Below are 14372 nucleotides of genomic sequence, written 5' to 3'. Positions count from 1 at the left end.
GTAAATGTCAACAAACCCTATTATTTACAATTATATTGCTAGGAAATATCTATTTAACTAGCTGATCGATAAGGGTGTGAAAACTCAGCCTTGATTGTTTTAGTCCTAGCTTCTTTTTTACTGAATGAAGCATTGGATTCTGGCAATGCAGATGTATGGGCATTGCCAGTACAGACTCATGAAATGATGGTTATCCATAATAACGATGGGTTGCCATTTTTAGCCGTGTTTTATGACTCAACGATTCGACCAAACCGTTTTAGGAATCATCACGTAGCCATCAAATAACGCACGTGCCGTTCGAATAAAACCACAACCCATAATTTGATATTGAGGATCGCGTTGTATTAATACCGTAAAACGCCCTGTTGGATGCTCAATCTCGAGTCTTTGCTCAAGCTCGTTTGTGGTTTGGGCAACATCAGCAGCTACAGTTCCTTCAATCAAGCATGCTGTGGCAACACTGGTTGCACCAAACACGCCAATCGCAGCATGACATTTATGCGGAATGAAGGTGCGAGTATTAATAGCACCACCCGATAATGCTTTGGAAACAATTGAAATTTTAGGAATGGTCTTTAAGCGGACATCTCCCAAATTCATTTTCTGACCAGCAATCAAACGAATGGATTCAATGCGTTGCTTCAATTGAATATTGCTATCCAATTCCTGATTGCTTTCATTACCTTGAATACCAAGATCACATGCACGAATCAGGACGACAGGCATGCCATAGTCAATACAGGTGACTGGCGTATCACAAATGATGTCTTGTGCCTGTCCCGTTGGCAGTAAGCGACCACAAGTTGAACCTTCAATATTTTCAAAATTTAAAACAATTTCAGCAGCCGTATGTGGAACGCCATCAATCGCGGTATCACCTTCATACTCTATTTCAGCATTTGGAGTCTGCACCAATACTTCTGCTACTTGTTGTGTATTTTGCATAAAGACCCGAACCGTGGTAATCGGGTCTTTTGCTTCAATCAAACCACGCTCTAAAGCAAACGGTGCTACTCCAGCCAAAATATTGCCGCAGTTCTGTCCATAATCCACAATGGCTTGATCAACATTCACTTGTGCAAATAGATAGTGGATATCTGCTTCGGGACTGTCCGATACACCAATGATGGCGATTTTGCTGGTGAGAGAGTCTCCTCCACCAATCCCATCAATTTGACGAACATCGGGTGACCCCATAACAGCAAGCAACACTTGATCGCGTAATACAGGATCTTGAGGCAAATCAGATGCGAGAAAATATGCGCCTTTTGAGGTTCCTCCTCGCATGAGCATGCACCGTATTTTTGTTTGCATGGTTTAATCTTCCAAATCTTCCAAACGGTCTACATAAATCAGCCCTTTTTCTTCCAATCTCGGGCGCATTTCATAAATATCCAAGCCCAGTTCACCATTCGCCATACGGACTCGTTTTGATTCTTCCAAATCCATGCGCTTTTGGCTCAGTTCATGGATTTTAGCCACTTGTGTACGTGCGACAACAACAACACCATCATCATCGGCAACAATTGCATCACCTGGGTTAATCAATTGATCGGCACAGACAATTGGGACATTCACAGAGCCGAGCGTTTCTTTTACCGTACCTTGTGAATAGACTGCACTTGACCACACATGAAAGCCCATATCGCGTAAGACTTGGCTATCACGTATGCCGATATCTCCAACCAAGCCCACCACGCCACGTGCTTGCATCGAGGTTGCGAGCAAGTCACCAAAGAATCCATCGCTACATGGCGAAGTTGGTGCGACAACAATAATATCGCCAGGTTGGCATTGTTCGACCGCAACATGGAACATCCAGTTATCGCCGGGTGCAACAGATAGTGTCACGGCTGACCCAGCAATAGATACGCCTTGCTGAATTGGTCGAATACGGGGTGCAAGCAAGCCTTTACGCCCTTGCGCTTCGTGTACGGTTGCAACACCATAGGTTGCTAATGTTTTGACGGTATCGAAATCTGCACGGTCAATATTACGAACGACTACGCCTTTACGCCCAATTAAGCTCACGCTAAATCCTCCGTAACACGTGGGAAGATACTTTGATAGCCTTCGGCATATACAATATTTTTGGCATTGGTAATCCCAATATTGCGCTTAGCCTGCACACCGCGTTGTAACGCTACACGGGTGTAGTATTCCCATAAATGTTCTTGACCCTGCATACATTGAATTGCGGCATACTTTTTATCCCAAACGCTGGTAATGTCTAACAGTACGTCAGGTTTCCAGTTACATTGTTCAGGCTGATGCGGTTCGAAGCAGTAAAACGGTGGTGCACCCACAATTTTTTGACCAGGGTTATGTCCTTCCGCCTGCGCAATAATACGAGCTTCCTGAGCTAAATGTGTGGCACGTGGATGATCGTAGTTATACGGATCATGTAAAGAATGGCTCAACACAAAACTTGGTTGTAATTCACGATAAATATCGGCTAATCTAAAAATAATGTCGTTATTGCTCGGCAATGGATAATCGCCCAAATCAAGGAATTCGATGCTAGCTCCGAGCGCTTCTGCTGCAGCACGAGCTTCTTGCTCGCGCACTTGTTTTACTTTTGCTTCGGTCATCCCTGCTTGACGCCATAACTTCGCAGATTCTCCGCGCTCACCATAAGACAGGCAGACAATATGCATTTTGTAGCCGCGCTCAACGTGTAATGCAATTGCACCACCTGCACGCCATACAAAATCTGCCGAGTGAGCACTGATGACTAAACCTGCTTTGTTGGAAGTATTGTCGTTCATAAATAATCTCCTTTGTACCGAAATGTTCACATGTACAAAGTCGAAAAGATAATGACTTTATCCCGCACTGATATGAGTTTTATTTATATTTTGAAGAAGGATCTTTATGTACCAGAACACGCATAATCTTATTAATTTAATGCAACTAAAATTCTTCTTGGTCGTTGCTGAATTTCAAAATATATCTAAAGCTGCCGAACATCTTTTTCGTACACAATCCGCGATTACCCGTGCAATTGGCGATTTAGAGAAGCAATTGAATGTGGAGCTTTTTGAACGTCATCACAATGGCGTGATCTTAACGGAAATTGGAAAATTCCTGCATACACCAATTAAAAATGCAATTGAGGAATTACAGCGTATTCCTGAATTGGTCTATGCATATAATCAACCGGATATGCCTCAACATGCACAAATAAATGAGCCGTTTTTTTTATACAATACCAGACGTTTAGAGATTTTCTCGACGCTCTATCTGACCAAAGGCATGAAAAATACCGCCTCATTGCTGCATATCACACAACCAGCAGTCAGTTCCGCAATCAAATTACTCGAAGATGCCTTAAATACCGAATTATTTATTCGTACACCCAACGGGATTAAAGCGACTGCAATCTGCAATGACATACAACAAAACATCAAACGCTGCTTAAATATCATTCACGACCTTCCCAATCAAACAGCAAATTTTATTGGCAAACTTCAAGGAACTGTTCGTATTGGGGCTTTACCGTTAATAAGAACTTTTCTGCTGCCCAAAGCCATTACTTCACTGGCAAGCAAATATCCAGCCGTACGCTTTCTAACTTTTGAAAATGCCTATGAATCTTTGGTGGCACAGTTGCGCTCTGGTGATATCGACTTTATTGTCGGGGCCTTACGTCCACAACAGCAATCTTCAGATTTAGAGTCACAGGTGTTATTCGATGAAAAGATGTTTATGGTTGTGCGAAACAAACATCCTCTATTGAAAAAAGAGATACAGTTCGAAGACTCACTACAACAGCAATGGATTCTACCGCGTGCAAATTCACCTGCTCGTCTACTCATGGAAGATAATTTTCGCAATCTAAATTTGACTCCGCCTGAACCAACTGTAGAAACAGGAGATTTGGCACTAACTCGAGGTCTACTACTACAATCCAATATGATTGCGGTAGTATCTGAACAGCAAATGAAATACGAATTGGATCAAGGCTTAATTAAGAAACTCCCTTTTGATCTGCAATATACCTCACGTCAAATTGGCATTATTTCCCGCAAAAATAGTATTCAATCCGCAGCCAGTAAAGCACTGATTCATAGTTTAAAAGTTGTGTGTAATGCCTCAACGGAGGCTGTCTCACTTCAATAAAAATGATGAAAAAAGATTTTACCCACATAAATAAAATTCATGGTGATGCCAATCGAAAGCATTACCTTTTATGGTTTGATGCATACAAAATAAACAAGAAGCTCTACTTCAGAAGTGTTTTCATTGTGTTGCGCTATATCAATCAGTTGTTTATATAAAACAATGAAATACATATAGCCATAAAAAGTTCAAAGGATTGTTGAACAGGATAGACCGTATGCATCCACCAATTATTTTTCTTTCTGGTCTACTGTGTGATCAGACCATGTGGAAATCACAACAAGCATTTTTTTCAAAGGATTATTCAACCACTGCCTTTGCATTTCCTGAGATGGATTCTCTTGAGATGATGGCAAAAAAAGTGATTGCCCAGTTACAAGAGCCAAGCATTATCATTGGCCATAGTATGGGGGCGCGTGTCGCACTAGAAGTGATGCGTCAGGCACCTGACTTGGTAAAAAAAATTGCGCTTCTTGATTTTGGCATTCATCCCGTAAAAGCCGCTGAACCAGAAAATCGCTATGCTTTGATTCAATCAACGGAACAGCATGGCATGGATTATTTGATAGACCATTGGCTTAAACCAATGGTCTATGAAAACAATCGAGATCATCCACAGCTTTTTAATCCTATGAAGGAAATGGTTTTGAACCAGACCCTCAGCAGTTTTAAACAACAAATCCATGCCTTGCTTACGCGACCTGCAGTAGAACAGGTTTTTCGTTCTATTCAGATTCCTTTGTATTTGGGCGTTGGTCGTCAAGACCAATGGAGTACGCTGGAACAACATCAGCAGATGTGCGAACTCAATCCAAACGCGCAATTGGACATTTATGAAAGCAGCGGTCATATGTCACCTGTTGAAGCGGCGGATCAAGTCAATGCCTCTTTAAAACACTGGTTGGAGCAGGATGAATGATGGATATTTTGACGCAACTGAGTATACAAGCACTTGTAACACAGAGAATTCAAGCTTTTGCTCAATTCAATGATGCCGGGCAGTTACAAGCTTTAAGTGATTTATTTACTGACGATGCAGAATATGCCCGTCCTAGTCAGCCTAACGACTTTATTCAAGGGAAAGCTCAAATCCTCGCATCATTTCAGAATCGACCTATACGTAAAACTAGACATATGGTGAGCAATATTTTGATAACCGATTACTCGAACGATCGGGTATCTGTGCATAGTCAAATCATTCTTTTTATAGCTGATCCTGACCATCCTGAGCAGTTTAACCAAATGATGGTTGGTGGTTTCAATGATGAACTGATTTTGCAACAGGGACAGTGGTATTTTAACAAGCGCGCAGGTTATCTTGATTTTAAAAAAAATCTGATATAACCCCTATTCATATAAAAAAGAGAGGCGAATGCACCTCTCTTTTTTATAAAATTCTTTCTAACATATCGAAATATGAAGTCAGACATGGGTCGGTTTAAAGTGCACAGATTGCTATAAAAAAAATTCATATCTCTACGAGTGAAACTAATTATCTTTTTTTGATGAGAAGCATAAGAATGTCAATATAAAGTGGTGTGCTGTTCATGATGAGTCATCAAAATAGACATTCACTACGGAGACTAAGGATTAGGTTTGAGGAATAAACCACATGGCAAGAATTATTGGTGGAATCGGAACATCACATGTCCCAACCATTGGGCTGGCTTATGATAAAGGTAAGCAAGAAGATCCAGCATGGAAACCTTTGTTTGATGGTTATAAACCGATTGCGGACTGGCTGGCGAAGGAAAAGCCAGATGCACTGATCATGATTTATAACGACCACTGCTCTTCTTTTTTCTTTGATTTTTATCCAACTTTTGCTTTAGGCATAGGCAGTGAATTTTCGGTTGCAGATGAAGGTGCTGGATTAAGAAATTTGCCACCGCTACCTGGGAATGTAGAGTTACAGGCACATATTGCAGAAAGTTTGGTGAATGATGAGTTTGATCTAACTATCTTCCAAGACAAACCATTAGATCACGGCTGTTTTTCTCCGTTGCCATTACTTTGGCCACATAAACCTGAATGGCCAGGTTGCGTTGTTCCGCTTGCGGTAAACGTATTGCAATTTCCATTGCCTACGGCCCGTCGTTGTTACCGTTTAGGTCAGGCAATCAAACGTGCTATTGAAAGTTATCCTGAAGATTTGAAAGTCGTTGTTGTAGGCACAGGTGGTTTATCGCATCAGGTTCATGGTGAACGCGTCGGATTCAATAATATCGAATGGGATCATGAATTCTTGGAATTGCTTCAAAATGATCCGGAAAAGTTAACCGAGTTAACCCATAAAGACTTTGTTGAACGTGGTGGTGCTGAAAGTGTTGAACAAATTATGTGGCTCACCATGCGAGGCGCATTAAATGATTCTATTCAACAAAAGCATGTAAATTATTATCTTGCCACAACAACTGCAATGACTGCAGTGCTCTATGAAAACGCCTAGTCGTTTTAGAGAAGGAGATGAAGGAATGAATCCACAATTAGCAGGTATTGAAACGCTCTCTGGCACTTATATTTTTGATGTTCGGGTGAGTAATAAGCGTTTACATATTAATCGCTTCTTCTGGAAAATGATTGATGCTGAATGGCGTCAGCGTTTTCATGACCATCCAACTGAGTTAATGCAGGAAGCTCAACTAACTGAACAGGAACAGAAATTGATTCTTGATCAAAACTGGATTGGGCTGATTCAGCATGGTGTTAATTTTTTTGTATTGGAAAAATTTGCGCGTGTGGTCAAAAAAACCAATCTAGAAATCTACGCGCTGATGAAAGGTATGAGCTATGAAGCATTCATGCAAACTCGCCAAGTTCCCACAGCAATCTAACTATTATTAAATTTAAATGATGAGATTAAGATAAGTTTCTAATTTTTATCTCAATTTTCCCAATCTCATTCATGGTCTAGAAAATGGTATTGCATAGCGCCATGGATTTGTTTTACCAATTATCTGTAAAAAATTAATGGAATTAAAGATATGGATATATTTAGCGAATTAAAGACTAGCCCAATGAGTGGTTATCGCTGGTTGTTGGTTGCATTATGTATTTTATTGAATATTGTGGATGGCTATGATGTACAAGTCATGTCTTTTACGGCGGCATCTGTGTCTAAAGAATGGGCACTCTCAGGCTCAGTATTAGGATTCTTGATTAGTCTGGGTCTTATAGGTATGGCATTTGGTTCATTATTTATTGCACCGATTGCCGACAAAGTTGGTCGCCGTACCATTATTTTGTCATGTTTATTATTGTCAGGCATTACCATGCTGCTCAGCAGTCAAGTCACCAGCCCTTATCAATTAGGCACTTTGCGTTTTATTACAGGCTTAGGAATTGGTGGACTTCTCACCAATGGTGCCGTGATGGCAAACGAGTTTTCGACCACCAAATGGAAAAACCTATCGGTTGCTTTATTATCCACGGGTTATGCTTTAGGTGCAGTACTAGGTGGCATGATTGCTTATCGACTTATCGGTACCGTGGGCTGGCGTAGTGTGTTTATGTATGGTGGATTCTTTACACTTATTGTACTGGTGTTGGTATATTTTGTATTACCTGAATCAGTTGAATATCAATTGATTAAACGCAATCCAAATTCAATCGACAAGGTGAATAAAACGCTTGCGAAGTTTAAGATCAGTACCATTCAAGCCTTTCCAGCAGCTCAAGAAATTCAAGCAGGAAAAGTGTCGATCTCTAGTTTATTTAAAGGTCAGTTAAAAGCCCGCACGTTGTTTGTCTGGATCGCATTCTTCTCGGTCATGGCAGGTCAATACTTTATCTTAACGTGGACACCTAAACTGTTGTCTATGGCAGGTATGTCTCAAGAGCAAGGGGTAAGTTTAGGGATTATTTTAAACTTTGGCGGTATTTTCGGTGCAATCATGATGGCAATCCTGACTGTACGTTTCAAAATTCACTATGTCTTGTCTTCATTCTTTGCCCTTACGGCAGTGTGTATTGGTATCTTCGTGATCAATTCGGGGAACTATATGCACGCAATGTGGGTGGCTGTATTCGTGGGTGTTTTCAACAATGGCTGTGTTGCGGGTATGTACGCACTGGCGAATAGCACCTATGACACAGAAATCCGTGCTACTGGCGTAGGCTCTGCCATCACGATGGGTCGTTTAGGGGGGATTTTATCTCCGCTTGGCGCAGGGTATTTGCTTGATGCAGGCGTGGCGCCGCTGCATCTATATAACTTTGACGCCGTACTCTTTGCGATTGGCTGTGTGGTGGTCATCAGTATGTATCTGGTCATGAAAAAACAAACCGCACCTACTCAATTAGACAAAGTACAACAACCATCGTAAAGCTTTCTTCTGAATGCCGTGCGCGGCATTCTCACTTAATCAATTACACATAATTTACGCGGGAGTCATTGAGGCTTTCCACTCCCGTCTTGTGTCTTAAAAAATGAATTTTTATGCAAAGGATCAGCATAATGAACATGTTACACCTCTCCGCTTCAAAAAAATCAGTACTGTTTTTTTCTTGTATTTCTATTTTTAGTTCAAGTATTTATGCCAATGAGCCTTGGTCTCAAGACCGTCAATGGTTATTTGGTGATTGGGGTGGAAATCGTCAACAACTAGAAGATCAAGGTTATAAGTTTAATTTGTCTTTGATGAACCAAACGGCGACTCTAATCGATGGTGGCAAAACAGATAGTCATCCTACCCGTAATGCTGACCAAGTTACTTTAGGCGCCAATTTTGACTTGAATAAAATTGCGGGTTGGAAAGATACAACAGCAGCGATTACTGTGACCAAGCGTGATGGTCGAAACTTAGCTAGTGATATTGGGATGAAAGGTAGTCCTACTGAAATTTATGGTCGTGGCACAATTTGGCGCTTAACACAGGCTTGGGTAAAAACAGGTTTTATGGACAACACCCTGCAAGTGAAACTTGGTCGAATGGGCATGGCTGAAGATTTCAACAGCTCACATTGTGAATTCCAAAGCTTGATTTTATGTGGCGGACAAATAGGCAAGGCTCAGGGGGATGTTTGGTATAACGGTCCTGTAAGTGGCTGGGCAGCCAATATGAAATACAAACTTTCGCCTGAATGGACAGTTGGTGCTGGGGTCTATGAAAATAATCCTGAAAATACTGAAGAAAAGGATAATGCAAATTTCAATTTGAGTACTGATCAGGCAAAAGGTGTGCTTATTCCAGTTGAATTGGCGTGGAAAACCAAGAAAATAAATCAGTTAACGGGTGAATATAAACTTGGTGGATTCTGGAGCAGTGAAGACTATGCAACAATTGATGGTTCAGACGGGAAAGATCCTAAGTCTGGCATCTGGTTGAATGCACAGCAGCAACTCACTGCCCGTGCAGAAAACTCTAACCGTGGTTTATACGGCACTGTCAACTTAACCTTTAACAATGACTCAACAGCCTCGATTTCCGACACGCAACAAGTTGCATTCTGGTATAAGGGTGCATTTGATGCTCGTCCTATGGATCAGATTGGTTTTGGTGTGGGGCGTTATAAATTTAATGACAAAGTTGCGGCGAACAGCAACCGCGATGATGAAATTGATACAGAACTGAATTATACCTACAACTACTCACCTGCTGTCATGATTCGCCCGAACCTGCAATATGTGTATCAACCTTATGGTTCAAAAGAGATTGATGATGCTTGGGTTGCTGGGGTGAGTGTTAAACTCAATTTCTGATTTTTTTGAATAAAAGTAAGCTATAGCAGCTTACTTTTACATGGCTTTGTTGCACAAACCTATCTCTAAAGGCTTATTCCACAATATAATTTTCAAATGAATAAGCCTACACCTAAAATTTATCGTGTAACCAATTGGTCTTCATATAACCGAGCACTCATTAATCGTGGAAATATTGCCATTTGGTTTGATCCTGCTACGCAATGGTATGCTCCATCAAAAGGCAAACAAGGACGAAATCAAACTTACTCCGACGCAGCGATCCAATGCTGCTTAATGATTAAATCTCTCTTTCAATTGTCTTTACGCATGGTCGCTGGCTTTGTTCAAAGTCTCATCCATCTGTGTAGTCTAGATTGGATAGCACCAGACTACACTACAATTTGTAGACGACAACAGCATATTGATATTGCCATTAGCTATCAAAAAAGTTGTGATGGACTGCATCTACTCGTTGACTCTACAGGTCTGAAATTCTTATGTGAGGGTGAATGAAAACGAAAGAAACATCAGCCTGAATATCGTCGACAATGGCGCAAACTTCATATTGGTATATGCTGAAACACTTCAAATACGGGCAGTTCAGCTCACAACCAACAATGTGAGTGATTCACAGGTGCTTGGTGATTTATTCGATCAGATTCCACAAGATGAACAACTGTATTCCGTATATACCGATGGATCTTATGATACCAAGCTGTGCCGTCACGTCATTGCGGATCGGCAAGCACAAGCAGTGATTCCACCAAGAAATAATGCGAAGCCATGGAAAGATAAAAAGATGGGCTCGCTAGAACGGAATGAGTTGCTTCGAACAGTTAAGCGTTTAGGAAGAACTATTTGGAAGAAATGGTCAGGCTATCATCGGCGAAGTTTGGTTGAAACCAAGATGCATTGTATCAAATTATTGGGGGATAAACTCAGTGCGAGAAATTTTCAAAGCCAAGTCAATGAGACTCATGCACGTATGGCAGTATTAAATAAATTTACGGACTTAGGGAGACCACATACCCGAGTTGTCACTTAAATTTGACTAGATATGAGAAGTCTTAACTTTTTTTAATCTTTGTGCAACAAAGCCTCGATGATGTAAAAGAAAGATGTAAAATCAAACATGGTGGCTGATAGTATAGGTTCTATGATATCTCCCTAATGGTTTTCAGTCGCCTTTTTTGAAGTTAATTTCTTATCCGCGATTCAGATTAATTAAGGTATAAGAAAAATACCTCTATCATTCGATTGATTCTATTATAAAAATAATGAAATAAATACTTGTTTTTACTTATATTTTACAAAATTTAGCATGAGATCTGTAGCGAAAACTTATCAACCGAAGTATTGGTTAATCCTTTTCTTCAACTTCTTCCTTATACTCAAACAAATCATTCATCGTACAGTTAAAGTACTTACACAACTTATCGGCGACTGGTAATTCAATACGTACAGCGCGGTCATAATACATACTTGTGAGCGTATTGCGATTGATACCTGTTGCATGCACCACTTCACTTAATTTTAAAATTTTTCTATCGCCCATGAGGCTAGATAACTTACAAGTAATCATATTTAAATTAATTTACAAAAAATAACTTGCTGTGGGGTATTTGAAGTTGTTGCCTGAGTAATACTTTGCTGAAATTAACCTACAGTAGGTTATTACAACTTATAGAAAGTATATTTTATCCATTTCAACTAAATTATAACTTTTTAAGTATAAGGATTGAACCTGCATTAGATTATTTTGTGGAGATGACCGCCGTGTTAACAAATGAGTTATTGATCAGCCAGCAAGCTCGTGACTTAGGAAATAAATTAATTAAAGAAATGAACATCAATAGAAGTTATGGAATGGCTAATTTTCTTGGAGTCAATTCTTGCTATGATAATCATCAGGCTGTACTTATTTGGACATTTCAACTGCTTGAAAGGGAACCTGCCTTAAATGAATTAGCAGAAATTAAAAAATATTTTCTTTTAATCTTTCCAGATAGTGTTTATCAATTAGCCTAAGTTGTTTTTAAAAATTATTTTTTTAAATAAAAAGCACTAAATCAAAGAAACTTTCTTTAAAAATACCTATTAATTCATACGATTCACAGAATATATGAAGCATAAATTCTTGTTCCTGCTCTATCACTCACTCCTACTAGACATTAGTACAGACTAAAATTACATAGCTCTTTTTACTGATACTAAACGATTCATGTCCACACTACGTTCTGCAGCTTCGAGGGCTGGTTTTTGTTAAACCACTGAGAACAATGACAAATAATCTGACCACTATATTTTTCCAGAGAGTGGTGTAGGAACTTTTTCATTATTGCTAATCATATCAGCGACAACATCAGCAACGAGCTCCTCTATTCCTGAGAATGCTTTAGACTGATCCGCATCAAGCCAAGACAATGATGGAAACTCAGCACACAACCCAACATACCCATTATCTTCTGCTGACCATGTAACACGGTAAGTATATTGTTTACTATCCATTTGACACCCCATAATGTTTTAAGTTTATGTATAAAAGTACGATTTTCACTTAGTAGTACTTAAATAATCACCCCACCACTGCATCATTTCAGTCCGTTGAGCTAAATAGTCAGCGTGATTATAGCTGGCACGGGTACGGTTCTTATCAATATGTGAAAGTTGTGCCTCAATCCAATTATCTTGGAACAAACCTGAGTCATTCAAAATGGTACTAAAAGTAGAACGTAATCCATGAGAAGATAATTGATGTTTGCCATAGCCCATCTTACGTATGGCCATATTTAGAGTATTAAAATGAATCGGTTGATTGTGTTTGCGTGGGCTAGCAAAAAGGTATTTTTCACCGTATGACCACTGCATGACGTCTTTTAAAATCTCTAAAGCCTGATTTGAAAGTGGAACTAAAAAATCTGGAATCTCATGGCCTAATATGACTTTTCGTCGAAACTGTTTAATATGCAAGGCAGGTATTTTCCAGATTTTTTCATTTAAATCAAAATGATGAGGCTCCGCCAATAACAATTCAGCCCCTCGCACGCCAGTATGTAATTTGAACAGCAGTGCTTTTTTAATAATCGGATGGGCATCCAATTTTAATAAATTTTTCTTAAAATCTGATATATCCTCCGCTTTCAAATACGGATAATTCTTCTTGATTTTACTATTAATAGCGATTTTATTTAAACCATGCGCGATGTTGAATTCACAATAACCCATCGCTACAGCGTAGTCATAAATTTGGTTCAAATAACTACAAGCTTTCTTAACAGGTTCTTTTACTTGACGTCCCTCTATTTTTTTAATTACTGAAACCAGGTCATAGCGCTTAATGTTTTGAAAAGGTAAATCCTGAAGGTCTGGATAAATATCTTGCTGTAAACATCTTTCTGCTAACTGCAGTACACCACAGCGAGGTAAATCATTAAATGCATTCTTCAGTTTGAACTGTAGCCATTCCTCCCCGACCTTACCAAAGGTGATGACATTAGAGGCAGTATCATGTTCAAAACAGAAATTATTGTCTTTAAAGTCATCTCTGACTTGTCGTGCCTTTTTCAGTGATAAATCAGGATAAAGACCTAACTGAATGCGTCGACGTTTTTTGGTTTGTGGATCTGTATAGCGATAGCACCAAGATTTTCTTCCATTCGTCTCAATCTTCAGGCTAAGTCCATCTTCATCGGATAAAAAACACGTTTTTTCCTTGCAATGAGCTTGGCGAACTTTAATTTCAGTAAGACTCATGGAATTTAAATGAAACCTATCAGATGATTGATTGGATCAATTATATCAAACTAGAACGTTTTATATATGATGCGTATGATACGCATCACATATTTTTATAAGTATTTGTTAAATAAGGTTTATATCTAGATTGGCTATTCCTTAGTGACCAATTAATTAACCATTGATTTCGCAAGTCTTAAATTAGCATTTGAAGTGCAACTCTATGTTATGACTATTCACAGTTCTGTTCCATGATTCATGGTTACTTATTACTTATGTTACTATGTCAGGGGCGATACAAGAATTAAGGTAACCTTATGAAAATAGCGAATACGAAATTACTAGCTGGTGCTTTTATGGCCCTAACTTTAACTATGCTTAGCCCAGCCGTACTTGCAAATGATAACAATGATATACGAAAGACTGTTGTAGTTAAGTTTGCAAAAAAAGCTTACTCTGCAAATTATTACGGAAGGATAGAGGGATACAAGTATGATTCCTACAAATTTTATGCTAAAAAGGGCAAAAGTTAAAAGTGAAGTTGACTGGAGGAAATGTTGAAGCTTACTTATGGGGTAATCAATTAAAAGTCCATCAATATTGGAGAATATTCTCCAGAGCTTGATGATAATGGTATTTATATTTTACCTGCTTCAGGTGAGTATGAAATTAGAGTATTACAACCTAGATCACAGGCAAGAAAAGATAAAAAACCTCAATACTGGATGAGTATTAACATTAAATAAAGACTTGCTAGATTCTTTTTAAGCTTTTATACGAGGGTTCAAAAACTATTGCCAGTTAAGCGGAGCCTGTAAATTATTTTGTG

General features: G+C 39.3%; 14 protein-coding genes and 2 pseudogenes. 10 read left to right on the top strand and 6 right to left on the bottom strand.

Features of this window, described 5'->3' with window-relative positions; translation table 11 throughout:
• Positions 1 to 237 precede the first annotated feature (237 nt).
• The 3 genes from RFX69_RS19175 to RFX69_RS19165 are packed head-to-tail and all read right to left on the bottom strand — an operon-like array spanning position 238 to position 2771.
• Positions 238 to 1317 carry a 4-oxalomesaconate tautomerase gene (locus RFX69_RS19175; RefSeq protein ID WP_087607002.1) on the bottom strand — a complete coding sequence of 360 codons (1080 nt, stop codon included), beginning with the start codon at positions 1315 to 1317 and terminating at the stop codon, positions 238 to 240.
• A gap of 3 nt (positions 1318 to 1320) precedes the next feature.
• Entirely contained in the window at positions 1321 to 2034 is a 714-nt protein-coding gene (locus RFX69_RS19170) for a 4-carboxy-4-hydroxy-2-oxoadipate aldolase/oxaloacetate decarboxylase (protein WP_004841934.1), read from the bottom strand.
• Positions 2031 to 2771, bottom strand: coding sequence for a PIG-L deacetylase family protein (locus tag RFX69_RS19165; RefSeq protein WP_004841935.1), 741 nt, complete (start codon positions 2769 to 2771; stop codon positions 2031 to 2033). The genes RFX69_RS19170 and RFX69_RS19165 overlap by 4 nt, the downstream gene beginning before the upstream one ends.
• A 106-nt stretch (positions 2772 to 2877) precedes the next feature.
• Here RFX69_RS19165 and RFX69_RS19160 point away from each other — a divergent pair, with 106 nt between their 5' ends.
• The 8 genes and pseudogenes from RFX69_RS19160 (at position 2878) to RFX69_RS19125 (ending at position 10853) form a co-directional block, all read left to right on the top strand.
• Entirely contained in the window at positions 2878 to 4125 is a 1248-nt protein-coding gene (locus RFX69_RS19160; RefSeq protein ID WP_087607001.1) for a LysR family transcriptional regulator, read from the top strand.
• 217 nt (positions 4126 to 4342) lie between these two features.
• Positions 4343 to 5044 (top strand): alpha/beta fold hydrolase, encoded by a 702-nt coding sequence (locus RFX69_RS19155; protein ID WP_087607000.1) that lies wholly within the window; start codon positions 4343 to 4345, stop codon positions 5042 to 5044.
• Positions 5041 to 5469 carry a nuclear transport factor 2 family protein gene (locus RFX69_RS19150; protein ID WP_087606999.1) on the top strand — a complete coding sequence of 143 codons (429 nt, stop codon included), beginning with the start codon at positions 5041 to 5043 and terminating at the stop codon, positions 5467 to 5469. Before RFX69_RS19155 ends, RFX69_RS19150 begins: the two co-directional genes overlap by 4 nt.
• Before the next feature lie 268 nt (positions 5470 to 5737).
• Positions 5738 to 6574, top strand: coding sequence for a gallate dioxygenase (locus RFX69_RS19145; RefSeq protein WP_087607008.1), 837 nt, complete (start codon positions 5738 to 5740; stop codon positions 6572 to 6574).
• A 25-nt stretch (positions 6575 to 6599) separates the two neighbouring features.
• Complete coding sequence (locus RFX69_RS19140; protein ID WP_087607009.1) at positions 6600 to 6959, top strand: protocatechuate 3,4-dioxygenase; 360 nt, start codon at positions 6600 to 6602, stop codon at positions 6957 to 6959.
• 150 nt (positions 6960 to 7109) lie between these two features.
• Entirely contained in the window at positions 7110 to 8450 is a 1341-nt protein-coding gene (locus RFX69_RS19135) for an MFS transporter (protein ID WP_108563736.1), read from the top strand.
• A 131-nt stretch (positions 8451 to 8581) separates the two neighbouring features.
• A complete protein-coding gene (locus tag RFX69_RS19130) occupies positions 8582 to 9826 on the top strand; it encodes a carbohydrate porin (RefSeq protein ID WP_373431943.1) in 1245 nt (414 codons plus the stop codon).
• Positions 9827 to 9922: 96 nt separating this feature from the next.
• A pseudogene (locus RFX69_RS19125) lies at positions 9923 to 10853 on the top strand (IS5 family transposase).
• 315 nt (positions 10854 to 11168) lie between these two features.
• Here RFX69_RS19125 and RFX69_RS19120 read toward each other — a convergent pair.
• Complete coding sequence (locus RFX69_RS19120; protein ID WP_087607011.1) at positions 11169 to 11390, bottom strand: helix-turn-helix transcriptional regulator; 222 nt, start codon at positions 11388 to 11390, stop codon at positions 11169 to 11171.
• Positions 11391 to 11584: 194 nt separating this feature from the next.
• Here RFX69_RS19120 and RFX69_RS19115 point away from each other — a divergent pair, with 194 nt between their 5' ends.
• Complete coding sequence (locus tag RFX69_RS19115; protein WP_087607015.1) at positions 11585 to 11836, top strand: hypothetical protein; 252 nt, start codon at positions 11585 to 11587, stop codon at positions 11834 to 11836.
• A 270-nt stretch (positions 11837 to 12106) separates the two neighbouring features.
• Here RFX69_RS19115 and RFX69_RS19110 read toward each other — a convergent pair whose 3' ends face one another.
• Together RFX69_RS19110 and RFX69_RS19105 are read right to left on the bottom strand one after the other, a co-directional pair.
• Complete coding sequence (locus RFX69_RS19110; protein WP_087607012.1) at positions 12107 to 12328, bottom strand: antitoxin HicB; 222 nt, start codon at positions 12326 to 12328, stop codon at positions 12107 to 12109.
• A 33-nt stretch (positions 12329 to 12361) separates the two neighbouring features.
• On the bottom strand, positions 12362 to 13561 hold the full coding sequence (locus RFX69_RS19105) for an integrase arm-type DNA-binding domain-containing protein (RefSeq protein WP_087607013.1): 1200 nt from the start codon (positions 13559 to 13561) through the stop codon (positions 12362 to 12364).
• Between the two features lie 299 nt (positions 13562 to 13860).
• Between RFX69_RS19105 and RFX69_RS19100 the strand changes: the two are divergent.
• Positions 13861 to 14289: pseudogene (locus tag RFX69_RS19100) on the top strand (PPC domain-containing protein).
• Positions 14290 to 14372 lie beyond the last annotated feature (83 nt).

The sequence above is a fragment of the Acinetobacter sp. 148 genome (genome assembly GCF_031196675.1).
Taxonomy (GTDB): domain Bacteria; phylum Pseudomonadota; class Gammaproteobacteria; order Pseudomonadales; family Moraxellaceae; genus Acinetobacter; species Acinetobacter baumannii.
The sequence above is the reverse complement of the archived record's forward strand: the minus strand, read 5'-3'. Positions and strand labels throughout refer to the sequence as shown.